At 45.7% G+C, this 16,816-nt stretch carries 3 protein-coding genes; all 3 read left to right on the top strand.

Features of this window, described 5'->3' with window-relative positions; translation table 11 throughout:
• Nucleotides 1–2,721, top strand: a 2,721-nt coding sequence (locus ACTJKA_RS17905; protein WP_440607874.1) for a condensation domain-containing protein, incomplete at its 5' end; no start/stop codon positions are given.
• Nucleotides 2,722–2,766: 45 nt separating this feature from the next.
• Nucleotides 2,767–6,600 carry a non-ribosomal peptide synthetase gene (locus ACTJKA_RS17910; protein WP_440607875.1) on the top strand — a complete coding sequence of 1,278 codons (3,834 nt, stop codon included), beginning with the start codon at nt 2,767–2,769 and terminating at the stop codon, nt 6,598–6,600.
• Nucleotides 6,601–6,662: 62 nt separating this feature from the next.
• On the top strand, nt 6,663–16,805 hold the full coding sequence (locus ACTJKA_RS17915) for an amino acid adenylation domain-containing protein (protein ID WP_440607876.1): 10,143 nt from the start codon (nt 6,663–6,665) through the stop codon (nt 16,803–16,805).
• The last annotated feature ends 11 nt before the right edge of the window (nt 16,806–16,816 follow it).

A 16,816-nucleotide genomic window follows, 5' to 3' on the forward strand; every position in this document is an offset into this window, starting at 1 on the left:
CACGAGATTCAGGTTCCTGTCAAACCAACGGATCTCGCCTATATGATTTACACATCTGGAACGACTGGACAGCCGAAGGGTGTCATGGTCGAGCACCAGTCTCTTGTCAATCTTGCTTTTTGGCACAATGATGCCTTCCAGGTGACGAAACAAGACCGAACCGCCAAATATGCCGGCTTTGGCTTTGATGCCTCCATTTGGGAGATGTTCCCGACGTGGATCGCCGGCGCAGAGCTCCATATCATCGACGAAGCGATTCGCCTCGATATGATCAAGCTCAATTCGTATTTTAATCACGAAGGTATCACCATTGCGTTCCTGCCAACACAGCTATGTGAGCAGTTTATGTCGATGGACAATCATTCTCTCCGTTACTTACTGACAGGCGGGGACAAGCTGAAACAGGTGAAGCCCGTTCCATACAAACTCGTGAATAACTACGGCCCAACAGAAAATACGGTCGTGGCGACAAGCGGGATCATTGATCCAGATCAAGGCACGCTTCCTATCGGAACAGCGATTGCCAATACTCGTTTTTACATTATGGGTTCGTTATATGACCTCTCGCCGCAAGGCGTACCGGGTGAACTTGTGATTGCGGGGAAAGGACTGGCAAGAGGCTACTGGAATCTCCCAGAGGAAACGGACAAACGGTTTGTCCCAGATCCATTTTATCCAGGAGAGCGCATGTACCGTACAGGTGACTTGGTGAAATGGACAGAGGATGGCGAACTGATCTACCTCGGCAGAAAAGACCATCAAGTGAGCATCCGCGGATTCCGTATTGAGCTATCAGAAATTGAAGCGCAGCTCCTTGCGCTAAATGAAGTGAAAGAAGCCGTCGTGACAACGGTCAAAGACGCAAGTGATCAAGACGCTCTTGTCGCTTACGTCATTACAGATGCAGAAACGGCTGCGCTGAAAGAAAGCTTAAAGCGCATCTTGCCTGAATATATGGTGCCATCATGGATCATCAAGCTAGACCAACTGCCAATGACGGCAAATGGCAAAGTGGATCTCAAAGCACTGCCAGCACCTGATGTGGAAGCGAATCAAACAGCATACGAAGCCCCAAGAGATGAAGTGGAAGCACTGCTTTGCGGCATTTGGGAAGATGTACTTGGCGTCAGCCAAGTTGGTATTCACGACCACTTCTTCTTCCTTGGCGGAGATTCGATTAAAGGCATCCAAATGGCCAGCAGACTCACGCAAGAAGGCTGGAAGCTCGATATGAAGCAGCTGTTCCAATACCCAACGATTGCGGAGCTCCGCCCATATATCGAAGAAGCGGATCTTCTCACAGCTGATCAATCACCTGTCGAAGGAGAGGTTATTTTAACACCGATACAGCGCTGGTTCTTTGAACGGAACTTTGATCACCAGCACCACTGGAATCTCTCAATGATGCTTCATGCACCAAAGGGATTTGACTTGGCAGTCACAGAAAAAGTCCTGCAAAGACTGCTCTCACATCATGATGCACTGCGCATGGTGTTCAGACAGGAGCATGATGACATGCTGCAATACAATCAGCGGGAGCTGACAGAACCATTTTCAATTATTTCTTGTGATGTTTCAAAAGCGCAAGATGTGAAACAGGCGATTTCCACATATGCCAATGAGTATCAGCGTCAACTGAATCTTGAAAAAGGTCCGTTGATGAAAGTGATTTGTTTCCATACAGAAAACGGTGATCACTTACTCATGGTCACACATCATCTAGTGATTGACGGCGTTTCATGCCGGATTTTACTAGAAGACTTTATGTCTCTTTATCATCAGGCAGAAAAAGGAGAAACGATGGTTCTGCCGCTAAAAACGCACTCTTTCAAAGAATGGGCAGAAGCGGTTGAACGATACGCGCAGTCACAGCTGCTAAAAAACCAAAAGGAGTATTGGGCAGCGATTGAAAATAGACCGTTTACGACTTTACCTGTTGACCATGAAGTAAAAGAAAGAAAAGTCGCAGATACGAAAGCGGTCAAAATGCAGCTGACAGAAGCAGAAACCGAGCATCTGTTAACGAATATCCATCTTCCGTACACAACAGAAATGAATGACATTCTTCTATGTGCGCTCGGGCTGGCCGTTCAGGAATGGACAGGTCAATCTCATGTACATGTACAGCTTGAAGGTCATGGAAGAGAGGACATTTTATCAGGATTAGATATATCCCGCACAGTTGGCTGGTTTACGAGCATGTATCCAGTCGTTCTTGAAGCGAAACCGAATCAGACCATTGCAGACGCTATCAAAGGAACGAAAGAGATGCTACGGCGTGTACCGAATAAAGGGATTGGTTACGGTATTTTAAGATACATGACACCATCCGAACCGTCAGTCAAACACGTGCAGCCTGAAATCAGCTTGAACTATCTTGGGCAGATTGATCAGGAAGTGACGACAGAACTCTTTGGGCCCTCAACCTATGATATGGGCCGTCAAGCAAGCCCTGAATCTGAAGCTGTTTATAAGCTGAACCTCAGCGGTCTTGTTCAGCACAATCAATTCATTCTGTCGTGCTCATATTGTGCAAGTGAATATGAAGAACAAACGATACAGCAGTTCATCGCATTGTTGAAGGAGAAGATCAGATCCATCATCACCCATTGCTTAGCGCATCAAGAGCGAGAATTTACACCAAGTGACTTCTCGGCTGCAGACCTTGAAATGGATGAAATGGACGATATCTTTGACATGCTTGAGGAGAAATTGACCTAACACCACTAGATCAGTCATGAAAAAGGGGAAGGAGGAATGAAATAGATGAGTCAATTTAAAAGGGATCAAGTTCAAGATATGTACTATCTGTCACCGATGCAAGAAGGAATGCTGTTTCATACCCTCCATCATCAAGAAAAAGGCTTTTATGTAGAACAAATGGATATGAACGTGAAGGGCACACTTCGGCATGATTTGCTTGAGAAAAGCATGAATATCATTGTGGAACGGTACGATATTTTTCGTACCGTGTTCCTCCACGAAAAAGTGAAGCGTCCTGTCCAAGTTGTATTAAAAAATCGACCTTTCCAGCTTGATGTTGTGGACATACAGGATCTTTCTGAAAGTGAACAGCTTGAACGTATTGATCGTTTTAAACAAAAGGATCAGCTGAGAGGATTTGATCTCTCGAAGGATCTGCTCATGCGGGCCTCTGTTTTTCAAACGGGTCCTTCAAGCTATCGCTGGATATGGAGCTATCACCATATCCTTCTAGATGGCTGGTGTTTTGGCCTAGTTGTGCAGGAATTGTTTGCGATTTATCATGCACTTTTGCATGACATCCCTTATAGGCTGGAGCCAGTCAAGCCATATAAAGAATATATTCAATGGCTGGAAAAACAAGATAAACAAGCCTCACTTGAATATTGGACGCAATCTTTGGCTGGTTTTGAGGGGCAGTCGACTTTTAAAGAACAGCGAAAGCAAACAAATGAGCATGAATTAGGCGAAATCGAATGGGCCATGAGTAAAGAAGAAACTGCTGCTTTATCAGAGTTAGCCTTGCAGCAGAATGCCACGTTAAGCAGTGCGCTTCAATCGGCTTGGTCCATTTTACTAAGCAGGTATCAGCGCTCAAACGATGTGTTGTTTGGAACGGTTGTGTCAGGACGTCCGGCAGATTTAGCTGGTGTGGACCGGATGGTGGGGTTGTTCATCAATGTCATTCCAAGACGAATTCAGCTGACAGACCAAATGACGTTCCGTTCTCTATTATCAGAGACGCAGCAGCAGTCTTTAGCGGCTGAACCGCACCAATATATCCCGATTTATGATATTCAGGCTAAGGCAGGTCAGCAGCAGCTCATTGATCATATTGTGGTGTTTGAGAATGTCCCTGCTGCAAAGAAAGACGAGCAGGAGTCACTGCTTGGCTTTACAGTAGAAGACATGAATGTCTATGAGAAATCGAACTATGATCTCAATTTACTGGCGTCGCCCGGGGAACAATTGCAGCTGAAGCTGGCCTTTAATCAGCGTGCATTTGATCCTGCATTTGTCCATAAATTAAAGGATCAGCTGACCCTTTTGATCAAAGGGGCCATCAAACATCCAGATCAGTTAGTTCATATACTGACACTTGTGACAAAGCAGGAAAAACAGCGAATGTTAGAGGAATGGAATGCACCTGAGCTGGAGCATGATCAGCTTTATTTGACAAAGTGGTTTGAGCATAATGTCCGAAAACAGCCGAATGCAGTGGCATTATCAGCAGGTGATCACACGATGACATATGCGGAGCTGAACGAACAAGCAAATCGACTGGCAAGGCATTTACAAAAAAATGGGGTGGGTCATCAAACGGTGACCGCCATTTTAGCAGAGCGGACACCTGAACTCATTGTTAGCTTACTCGCTGTCTTAAAAGCAGGTGCCACCTATGTGCCGATTGATCCAAATTATCCAGAAAGCCGTATCCAATATATGCTGAAAGATAGCGGAGCGACGCATCTTCTGACTCATTCATCCTTTATCAGTCAGACGAGGTCACTCGCATTTGATGGCACGTATCTTTTTGCAGATGATCAAGAAATTTTACTGATGAGCTCAGAGAATCTGCCACTTGAAGCTGGTTTAGATGATACGGCATACATCATGTATACATCTGGAACAACCGGACAGCCAAAAGGCATCATGACGACCCATTCCAATATTGCCCGGGTGGTCAAAAATACGAATTATTTAACCATTTTAGAAACAGATACATTGCTGTCGTTATCAAATAGCGTATTTGATGGCTTTACATTTGATGTATATGGTGCGCTTTTAAACGGAGCAAAGCTTGTCCTGCCGCAAAAAGAAACCATTTTAGATATGGGGAAGCTCACTGAGCTGATAAAAGGAGAGCATATTTCTGTCATGTTTGTTCCAACCGCTTTATTCCATCTTCTCGTTGATGAAGGAACAGACTGGATGCGCGGTGTGCGTAAGGTGCTGTTTGGGGGAGAGAGGGCATCGGTTCAGCATGTGAGAAAAGCCTTTGATGTGATGGGGAAAGGCAGATTGTTGAATGTATACGGACCAACCGAATCAACGGTTTTTGCCACATATTATCCGATAGATGAAGCGATCCCTTTAGAGGCACGTTCTATTCCAATTGGGAAGCCGCTCAACCAGACGGGCGCTTATATATTGAGTGAGCACAGACAGCTTCAGCCGATTGGAATGGTTGGAGAGCTTTGTCTGAGCGGCAAAGGACTGGCAAAAGGGTATTTGAATCGTCCTGATCTGACAAAACAAGTCTTTATCGCCCATCCATTCGCTGCGGGTGAGCGCCTGTATCGCACGGGGGATTTAGCTTACTTTCGAGAAGACGGTCTGATTGAGTATGCAGGCAGAGTTGATGATCAGGTGAAAATTCGAGGACACCGAATTGAACTGACAGAAATTGAAGCCAACCTTCTCATGCACCCAGGTGTAAAACAAGCTGTACTCCTAGCGGATCATGATGAAACCAATCATACAAGGCTGCTTGCCTATATCACGTGTGATGATGCATGGAAAGGCAAACTCGATGACATCAAATCAGGGCTGAAAGAGCGTCTTCCAGCTTATATGCTGCCTCATGAGCTGATTGAACTGGAGAACCTCCCACTTACGCCAAACGGGAAGGTTGATAAACGCCAGCTACCAAAACCAGAGGCACCGCAAGGAAACCGTCGTGTGAAACTGCCCGCAAATGAAGTGGAACAAAAGCTGCTGGTAATGTGGCGGGAAGTACTTGAACGAGAGGATATTAGCACAGATGACCATTTCTTTGAGCTTGGCGGACATTCTTTAAAAGCAATGTCTCTTTTGTCCAAAGTATCAAAAGAGTTTGAGGTTCAGGTGCCGATCCATTTGTTGTTTGAGACCCCGACGATTGAAGCGCTTAGTCATTATATTCAGCATCAGGACGGGGAAACCGCTGGCTATCTTGTATTCAATGAATCTCAAACATCAACAGTCTTTGCTCTTCCGCCATTACCAGGCTACGGCTTTATCTATCAGGAAGCAGCAAAAACGCTTGATGATGTTCGGCTAGTCGCTTTTGATTTTATTGAAACGAATAACCGAATGGCGCAGTACGTTCAGCATATTCAGCACCTTCAGCCAAAAGGGCCGCTGACGTTGATGGGGTACTCAGGCGGATGTTACCTCGCCTTTGAGCTTGTTCAAGCGCTTGAACAAGTAGGACGGACAGTCGAGAAGGTCATCATGATCGATTCCTATAAGAAAATTGGAGAAAGTGATTTAGAAGGACGATCCATTGATGATGATATTGAAGCGATTGTTCATCAAACGAAACAAAGCGAGCTTGCTCAAGGGGAGATCGTTCAAGAAGCGCTTGCCCAAAAGACGCGCGCCTACTATGAAACGTTTGTTAAGGGGGTGAATCAAGGCAAAATACAGGCAGATATTACGTTCATCCAATCTGAAGAACAAATAGCGATCCCGGACTGGATGGAAGAGTGGACACAGGCAACGGCCGGATCTTTTACCCAATACCAAGGCTATGGCCGGCATGCTGATATGTTCAAACAGAAAGAATGTGCAGCTCAAAATGCAAAGCTGATCAAACATATTGTCAATCAAACAAATAGAGAACGAGTCTTGTAAACTTTAGATTAGGCAGGATGCAGCCTTGCAGTCCTGCCTAACAAAAAAGGAAAGGAACTCATATGAAACCATCAACCATTAACCAAACGAGTAGACATGAATCAATGGATGCGATTTTACAAGATGTAAAGACAACCATTTTACAAACCAATGAAATCGAACGCTTCGCTGTTTTTTCACGTGAAAAAACCATTCGACCGCGGCCGTATCACCTCTCTCATTTATTTCTCGACAAGCACATTGAGCAGGAGGCCGCAGCGGAAGCGATACAGACGCAAACGGCTGTACCTGCTTTGGCCGATATGCCGCCCGCTCTTTCCTATGGAGGGGATCTCGACGTCACACAAGGCGCACAGACCTTACAGGAAGTCTTAACAGAGGCTGCAAAAACGACAAATGGGCTTACGTATATCGTGAATAGCAAGAACGAACTCACACAATCTTATGCGCAGTTACAAGGAGACGCCGAGAGGGTTCTGACTGGTTTAAGGGCACTGGGGCTTAAGGCAGGCGATCCTGTTTTCTTTCAATTCTCATCGAATCATGCCATGGTCACTGCCTTTTGGGCATGTGTATTAGGCGGATTTGTTCCAACGCTTGTGTCGGCTGCCCCAACCTATCGGGAGATGAATGCTGCAGTGAAGAAGCTTCATCATGCTTGGAAGCTGCTCGAGCATCCGCTCATCCTAACAGATGACTCACTGATCGAGGAGGTGCAAGGGTTAGCCTTACTGTGGCATACAGACCAATTACGTGTCGCAGCAGTTGAGCCGATGCTGACATTAGAAAGAGATACAGCCGCTCACCCTGTCGCGCCGGATGATTCCGTCTTCTTTATCTTAACGTCTGGAAGTACAGGGATGCCAAAGTGTGTAGAGCATTCCCATAGAAGTGTGCTGGCGAACGTCAAAGGAACAGTGGCAGCAAATCAATTTACACAAGAGGATGTCTCGTTAGACTGGATGCCTTTAGATCATATTGGTGGCATCGTGATGTTCCACCTTGTCAATGTGTACACAGGCTGCGAGCAGATTCGGGCAAGAACAGATGACTTTATCGCTCAGCCGCTGCGGTGGCTTGACTGGATGGACCGCTACCGTGCAACGAAGACGTGGGCACCTAACTTTGCATTTGCGATGATCAATGATTATGAGAAAGAGATTTCATCAGGATCTTGGGATCTGTCGGCGATGACCTGCATGATTAATGGGGCAGAGGCGGTCGTGCCAAAAACCATCCACCGATTTCTACACCTGCTTGCTCCGCACGGCTTAAAGGGAGATGTGATCAGACCGGCTTTCGGCATGTCTGAAATCTCATCAGCGGTTGTGTTTTCCTTTGCGATTGAGCGTGGAGATGAAAACAGCGGGGTTCTGACCTTTGAGGAAACGTCGCTGACAGAGCAGCTAAGACCTGCAGAAGCACGTGAGACAGGAACCGTCAGCTTTACAGAGTTGGGCAAACCGATTCCAGGTATCACGATACGCATCGTCAATCATCAGCATGAGCTTCTTCCAGAAGATCATATTGGCCGTGTGCAAATAAAAGGTCCAACCACCATGAAGGGCTATTACCGGAATGACGAAGCGAATCAAGAAGTATTTCAAGCGGATGGCTGGTTTCACACAGGTGATTTAGGTTTTCTGCACGAAGGAAGGCTGACACTAACCGGTAGAGAAAAAGATATGATTATCATCAACGGGAAAAACTATCACAACTATGAAATTGAAGCCATAGCAGAGGAAGTACCGGGAGTAGAAACGAGCTTTGTGGCTGCTTGTTCTGTCCGAATGGAGGCTTCTGCATCCGATGAACTGATTCTCTTTTTTACGCCGAAGCTGTATGAGCCAGCTTATATTATGAGGGCAAGTCAGCACATTAAATCCCATATTGCAACAAAAATGGGCTTGTCTGCATCTCGCATCATTCCTGTCCAGAAGCATGCATTTCCCAAAACAAGCTCTGGAAAAATAGAAAGGGCACAGCTCAAGACAAGATGGCAAGAAGGCGAATTTGATGAAATGATCATGGAAATGGACATGAGACTTGAAAATGAACATACCTTGCCTGATTGGAGTTATCAAAAGAAGTGGATACCTGCTCCACTTGATGCAGCTGACAAGCAGATCATAGGGGACGTTGTGATCTTTGCAGATCCATTAGGACTGGCAGATCAATTGAAATCTTTTGCAAACAGTGAACAAACATACATTACGGTTGAACCGGGTCAAGCGTTCAAACAACTCACACACACTCACTTCATCATCCACCCGAATCGGCCGTCTGACTACGAACAACTCTTTGAGACGCTCCGTTCGTATGGCGTTTCGGTGAAACACATCATTCACCTTTGGAACTATACAAACCAAGAAGACAAGCTTTATGTGGACAAGGCAAAACAAGCGCAGAAAACGGGCAGCATGAGTGCATTATTTTTAACAAAAGCCATTTCCGTCTATGAGGAGCAGGTGGCCATCACTTTTGTCTCAGCCCATGCGATGAATGTGCCGGAGGATCAAATCCACGATGTAGAAAAAGCAACGACAGTAGGACTGATGACAGCAATTCAGCATGAATGGCCGTTTATCAAGGTGCAATGTCTTGATTTTTCTCTAGCAGAATCGGTATCTAGTCATTCCCATGCAATGGCGATAATGGCAGAACTCACACATGACCAAGACCGTCATGTTGCTGCTTATCGTCAAGGTGTTCGTTATATTCCCTTTTTAGCACCTCTTCATTTGGAAAAGGAACAGAAAAGGGAAGAGCCGCCATTTGAATCATCTGGGCTTTATGTCATAACAGGCGGGCTAGGCGGAATTGGACGTTTAGTCAGTGAACACCTACTGACATCTTATCAAGCACATCTCGTGTTGCTTGGAAGGAAAGAGAGAGAGGCACTTTCTAGTGACCAGCAAGAGACATTGTCTTTGCTAGAAAAGCAGGCAAAAGTGCATGGCGGCAAGGTTCTTTATGAGAAAGCAGACATCACGGCTGAAAAAGAGGTAGAAGCAATCATCTCTAGACATGAGGTCGCCGGAAATCGAAGGCTGGATGGGATCATTCATTTCGCAGGTATCATTCAAGAAGAACTGCTTGCTGATATGACATCTGTGTCTCTGAATGACATGTACGAAGCGAAGGTATATGGAACGATTGCGCTTCATGAAGCTGCCTCCAAACGCAGGAATGTTTTATTTCTTTCCAGCTCGTCAGCCCGAACGCTAAAGGGCGGTATGACTGTCGGCGCCTATTGCGCTGCCAATGAGTTCGTGGAACAATTTGCTCATTATCAGAAGCTGACATCTACAGTGAAGCCATATTGCTTTAGTTTCAGCATGTGGGACGAGATTGGAATGAGTGAAGGCTCCATGATAAAAGGCATGTTAAAAGAAAGAGGTTATCTCCCAATTTCAAAGCAAGCAGGCTTCCAAACGATGCTCGCATGTCTGATGACAGATGCTCCGCTCATTTATACGGGATTGGATCGATCGAAGAAAGAGATTCACGAGATGGTCCATGCGGATGCGGAGATGCAAACAGAGCAGACCTTTTACGTCTTTTTCAAAACTGATCAAACAAAGGCGGTGGAAGAGCGGCTGTATCAATCGATTCATACGTGTTTACAGTCCCGTCTATCTGGTGAATATGCCGTGCATTTGTTTCCTGAGGAATATTGGAAAGAAACAGAAGATGGATCGCCAGACGAGGCATATTTTCATGAATTAATAGAGGAAAGCGGAATGGATTCAGACAACAGAGCACCTCACACAGAAACGGAGAAACTGCTCGCACACATTTGGTCAGAGTTGCTCGATGTCTCGGATATCAGCTGCGGCGATCATTTCTTTTTACTAGGAGGTCATTCGCTGAAGGCGACGCAAATGCTGTCTACGGTTAGACAAAAAACAGGGTTTGACGTGCCGCTTGCTGTGTTGTTTGAACATACTAGACTCGGAGAATTAGCGGATTGGATCGATTCAAATGCTAAAGCAGATGAAGTGATTCCGATGAGAAAAATGGAGAAGAGTCAGGAAATTCCGATGTCTTATGCCCAGCAAAGACAGTGGTTCCTCTATCAATTAGAGCCGGATTTGCCATTATACAATAATACGATTTCGTTTCGGATGAATGGGCCGTTAGATATCAAGGTGCTTCAGGAAAGTCTGCATCATATGGTGGAAAGACATGAATCGCTCAGAACGTCCTTTACGATGAGCGGGGATGAACCGGTACAGGTCATTCATGAACAGATGGCCCTTCCAGAGCTTGAGGTGATGGACCTTTCAGGCATAGCGTCACAGGAAGAGAAAGAACAAAAAGCGGCTGAATGGGCGAAAGAAGAGGCATCCACACCTTTTCAATTAGAACACGAAGCGCTCTTTCGAGTGAAGCTGATTCGACTTTCATCCGCAGAGCATATCTTGCTGATGTCCATTCACCACATCGTGTCAGATGGCTGGTCGATTGGCATTGTGGCAAGAGAATTATCTGAGTGGTATACAGCGGCGATCGAAGGGCGGGAGCCTCACTTGCCGGCACTGCCAATTCAATATGCGGATTACGCACTGTGGCAGAAGGAGTATTTGACAGGAGAGCCACTAGATAAGCAGCTTGCCTATTGGAAGGAGCAATTTGCGGCACCTGTTGAAGATTTGGTATTGCCGTATGATCATCCGCGGCCGGCCGTTCAATCCTACAAAGGGAAGACGAAAACATATCAGCTGTCGAAGTCACTGTCTGAAAAGATTGATGAGCTATCTAAGAAAACAGACAGCACACTTTATATGACCTTGCTGTCGGCTTTCTCTACTCTATTACATCGATTGTCTTCACAGGATGAGTTTGTCATTGGCTCGGTCATTGCTGGGAGAAATCGAACGGAAATGGAGCATTTAATCGGCTTTTTCGTGAATACATTGGCGCTTCGGATCGACCATAGCGGGAATCCAGCCTTTACGGAATTATTAGAGCGAGTGAAGGAGACAACCGTCGGTGCTTATGCACATCAGGATGTGCCGTTTGAGATGGTGGTCGAAGAATTGAATATTGTCCGTGATGCCAGTAAGCAGCCACTGTTTCAGGTCATGTTTGTTCTGCAAAACTTACCGCTTGAAGCATCTCCAATGGGGGAGGCGACGTCGGTTTTAGCCATTGAAGATAATGATACAGCGAAATTTGATCTCTCTCTGTTTGTGTTTGAAGGAGCTGAAGGGCTTCAGTTAAAGCTTGAGTATCATGCGGATTTATTTTCTGATGACACGATGGAGCGATTCCTTGCATACTACGAGCACCTGCTTGAAGGAATTTGTGAAAATCCAGCGCAGCCGATCAGACAAGTGAATTTCCTGCCAGAGAAAGAAAAGCATCAATTGCTCTATGAATGGAGCGGAAAGACTGATCAACCAAAAGGTCCGCTACTCATGACGGAACGATTTGAAGCGCAAGTGAAAAAGACACCTCATGCAGTGGCGCTCGAGTTCCAGGGAGATGAGTGGACGTACCAGGAGTTACACGGGAAAGTCGATCGTCTTGCAGCCTATTTGCAGCAGCGAGGCGTGACGCCGCATGAACCAGTTGGACTGCTCATCGACAGATCGCCTGAAATGATTCTTGGGGTGCTGGCCATTGTGAAAGCAGGAGGGGCTTATGTGCCAATTGATCCTGAATATCCAGATGCCCGCATTGACTATATGCTGAGAGATACAGGGATTCAGCTTTTACTGACAAAAAATGAATGGCTGAAAAAAGTATCCATCCATCAAACGGAACTTATTTGTCTTGATCAAGGGTATGAAGAATTTTTACCAGAAGCAGAGGTCATGCCCGCTGCACTAAGACCTGATGGACTTGCTTATATCAATTACACATCGGGGTCAACTGGACAGCCAAAAGGAGTACTGATCCCGCATCAAGCGGTCGTCCGGCTTGTGTGTGAAACAGACTATGTCACCCTTAATGAACAAACGCGCATTTTACAAATCGCCAGCTTCTCTTTTGATGCTTTTACGTATGAAATATGGGGAGCCCTTTTAAACGGGGGAAGGCTCATACTGACGGATCGAAATACCATTTTATCAATGGATACATTAGCGGAAGCACTAAAAACTTATCAGATTACAACAGGGTTCCTGACTGTGCCGCTGTTCAACCGTTTAACAGAAGAGCATCCAGAAGCTTTATCTGGACTTCATGCATTATTGATCGGCGGAGATGCCTTATCAGCCGCTCATATCCGAAAAGCACTACCATATTTGCCTGAAGGGCTTTTAAATGGTTATGGACCAACAGAGAATACAACATTCTCCTGTGTGCATCACATTCGGGCACTGGAAGAAGATCAGGCGACGGTCCCGATTGGACAGCCTATTGCTTATTCACAAGCTTATGTATTAGATGACCAAATGCAGCCAGTTCCGCAAGGCGTCATCGGCGAAATTTATGTTGGCGGCACAGGGCTAGCACTTGGTTACCTTGGAGATGAAGAAAAAACAGCATCATCATTTATCCCGCATCCTTTCCAAGAAGGAGCGCGTTTATATAAAACAGGCGATATGGGCCGCTGGCTGTCAAATGGCATCATTGACTGTCTTGGAAGAATCGATCATCAAGTGAAAATTCGTGGACACCGCGTGGAATGCGGAGAAATTGAAGCCGCTATGCTGACATTTGATGACATCACAGAATGTGCCGTTATCCCGCATCAGCACGAGAGTGGTCATAAGCGATTGATCGGTTATTTTGTCCAAAAAGGCGGCATGACCACGCAAGACATTCGCCATAACTTAAAAGACATTCTGCCAGATTATATGGTGCCAAGCCTATTAATAGAGCTGGATGAATTACCGCTCACGCCAAATGGCAAGGTAGACCAAAAGCGTCTTCCACCGCCAGAGTGGAGACAAGAAGAAGTAGAAACAGCCATTGACAAAGCAGCTACTGAGGAAGAACGTGTGTTAGAAAAAGTGTGGTCTCAGCTGCTAGGCGTTCCTTCTATTGGCGTCCATGATAACTACTTTGAGCTTGGCGGAGATTCCATTATTGTCATACAAATGGTGGCACGCTTAGCACAGGAAGGCTACGTCATCCAGCCGAGAGATGTATTTGAAAAACAGACCATCTCACAACTCGCACAAGCGATGAGAAAGTCAGAGGTCTCTACGGTCTATGATCAATCACCTGTGACAGGAGAGGTTCGTCTTCTCCCGATTCAATCTTGGTTCTTTGAGCAATCGATGACCAATCAAGATTATTGGAATCTCTCGGCGCATATTGAAATGAAGCGATCTGTTCCACATGAACAGTTAACACAGGTTCTTTCAAAACTGGTCGATCATCACGATATGCTGAGAGCTATATATACAAAAGAGGCAGATGGCACATGGATTCAAACCATTCGTGAGCCTGGTGTCACACCTTGTGTCACATTCTTTGATGTGACGGATGTATCTCAGGAGGAAGCACGGGAACAAATCCGCTTGGAGACAAGTGCCTGTCAAGGAACATTGTCATTAGAGCGAGGAGAAGTGATCAAAGCGATTCTTTTCCATACAGGTAAAGACACGTCTGAGCTCTTTATTGCTGCACACCATCTCGTCATGGATGGCATATCATGGCGCATGATACAAGAAGATGTACTAAATGGATTGAAACAGCTTGCTACGGGGCAGGACATCATATTTGCGAAAAAAACCGCCTCCTATAAGCAGTGGGCAGATGCCTTATACGAATATGCACAAACAGATCAATTACAAGCGCAGGCCTCTTTTTGGCAAAAAATCAAGGATCAAGAGGAAGAAGGTTCTCCTTTCCAACTGCCTGCGCTTTCTAATATAGAAGAACATGCAGAGATCCTGTCGGTTCAGCTCACAAAGGAACAAACAGATATGTTACTTAGACAGGCCTCACAAGCATACCGAACAGAGATTAACGATTTACTGTTAGCAGGACTCACGCAAGCCATTGGAAAGCCAATGCTCATCACGTTAGAAGGGCATGGACGCGAGGATTTATTTGAACAGATGGATTTGTCACGGACAGTCGGCTGGTTTACAAGCTCTTATCCTATTTTTATTCCTTTTATACAAACCGATGTTGCAAGACAAATCAAAGACGTCAAAGAAACCTTACGAGCTGTGCCGCAAAAGGGAATCGGCTATGGTTTGCTTCAATACATGACAGAACCTCGTTTACTCAAAACGGTAACGCCGCAGATGAGCTTTAATTACCTCGGTCAGTTAGATCAGGCAGATGGCGAAGCCAAGCTGTATATAGCAGACGAACGAAATGGACATGTTCACGATCCGAAAGCAGAAAGACAGCATTTGATCGATGTGTATGGATATGTGACAGATGGCCAGTTGCAGATGAACTTTATGATCAATCGTGAACTGCTGCAAGATCAAGAGGTGCGGTTGTTACCTGAGCGTTTTAAAGAAAAGATGGAGATCATCTTGACGCATTGTGTTGAAGCGAGCGGCGGCTTTACACCATCTGATTTTCCGATGGTTCAGCTCACGCAAAAGCAAATAGATGAACTTCCAGACAATGTAGTCGATGTGTATCCGCTGTCTCCAATGCAGCAAGGAATGCTGTTTCATGCACTGCTAGATCAAGCCTCACAAGCTTATTTTGGTCAGGTGCATATGACGCTCCAAGGCTTAACAAACGGCGATGCCTATGAACAAGCTTGGAATCTTCTTGTAGAACGTCATTCGATTTTGAGAACAAAATTCGCTTGGGAAGGGCTGAAGGAGCCTGTTCAGTTCATTCAATCAGAAGGAAGCATCCATCTCACTCAGCACGATGTGCGCCACCTGAGTGACAAGGAGCAAGAAGAGACAATCGAACACTTTTTAGTATCTGATCGTTCAAAGGATTTCCATTTAGACCATATAGATGAACCGCTGATTCGGATTGCTTTATTCCGTTGTGATGAGGAAAGATGCACGTTTGTCTTTAGTTTTCATCACATTTTAATCGATGGCTGGAGTTTGTTCAGCTTTATTCAGGAATCCTTTGCGCTGTATCGCTCTCTTGTGGACGAACGAGAGATCAGTCTTTCTACAGTCCGTCCATATAAAGATTTTATCGAATGGCTGCAAAAGCAGGATCAAGAGAAGGCGCAAGAATTCTGGCAGCGTTATATGTCAGGCGTAGAGGAAGCGACACCGCTTCCAGGAGACGGCGAAGAACATGCTTTAGACCAAGAAGTAAGCATGGCGCAGTCCAGCGTCAAATTGACGCCAGAGATGCAGCAGAAGCTGGAGAAGATGACTGGCAAGCAGAAGGTCACGATGAGCACACTGATTCAATCAGCGTGGGGACTGCTCTTGCACCTTCATTCGGGCGCAGAGGATGTCATATTTGGGGTGACCGTATCTGGCCGGCCAGCCGACTTACCAGAAGTGGAAAGCATGACAGGGCTCTTTATTAACACATTGCCGCTTCGTTTACCGATCCATTCGGACTGGACGATTGCACGATTGCTCGCCCATACACAGGAAACCGTTTTTCAGATGAGAGAATACGAGTATACCGTACTGCCAGATATTCAGCAGATGACGGAAATTCCAAATGGAGAGGCATTGTTTCACAGCATTGTCGTGTTTGAAAACTATCCGATTGAGTCCATTGAGCCGTATGGCGTACGCATTTTAGACATCGCCAGTCATGAAGAAACAAATTATGACTTAACCCTTGTCGCAGTGCCGGGAGATACGCTGGAGCTTCGGATCACATACAACTTAAATCAATATACAGAAAAGCAAATACAAACGCTGATGCAGCAGCTGATTCACACACTTGAAGCCATGACAGAACAAGTGGATACGCCGCTATCTTCCTTCACAATTGTGACAAATGAGGAAAAAGAGCGGATGATCAGTGATTGGGCGAAAAACGCATGTGTCAGCGTGCTATACCCAGACCAAGAAGAAGTTTATGCAGGCGTACATGATCCTGCCTATGAAACGGAAATATATGTCCTGAATGAAGAACATCAGCTCATGCCGATTGGATTTCCTGGAGATATTTTTATCGGCGCCAAAGAGATCAAAGCACTTTTTGGAGAGCTAGCCGATTGGATGGAGGCGCATAAAATTCCGCATCCATTCAAACATCAAACAGGCGAATACCTTTATCCGACAGGGGATGTCGGCGTTTGGACGGAAGAAAGCAAGATTCAGATTTTGGATTGGATGTAGGAGGAGAAGAA

The organism is Bacillus sp. 22190, assembly GCF_052045575.1.
Lineage (GTDB): Bacteria > Bacillota > Bacilli > Bacillales > Bacillaceae > Bacillus > Bacillus altitudinis.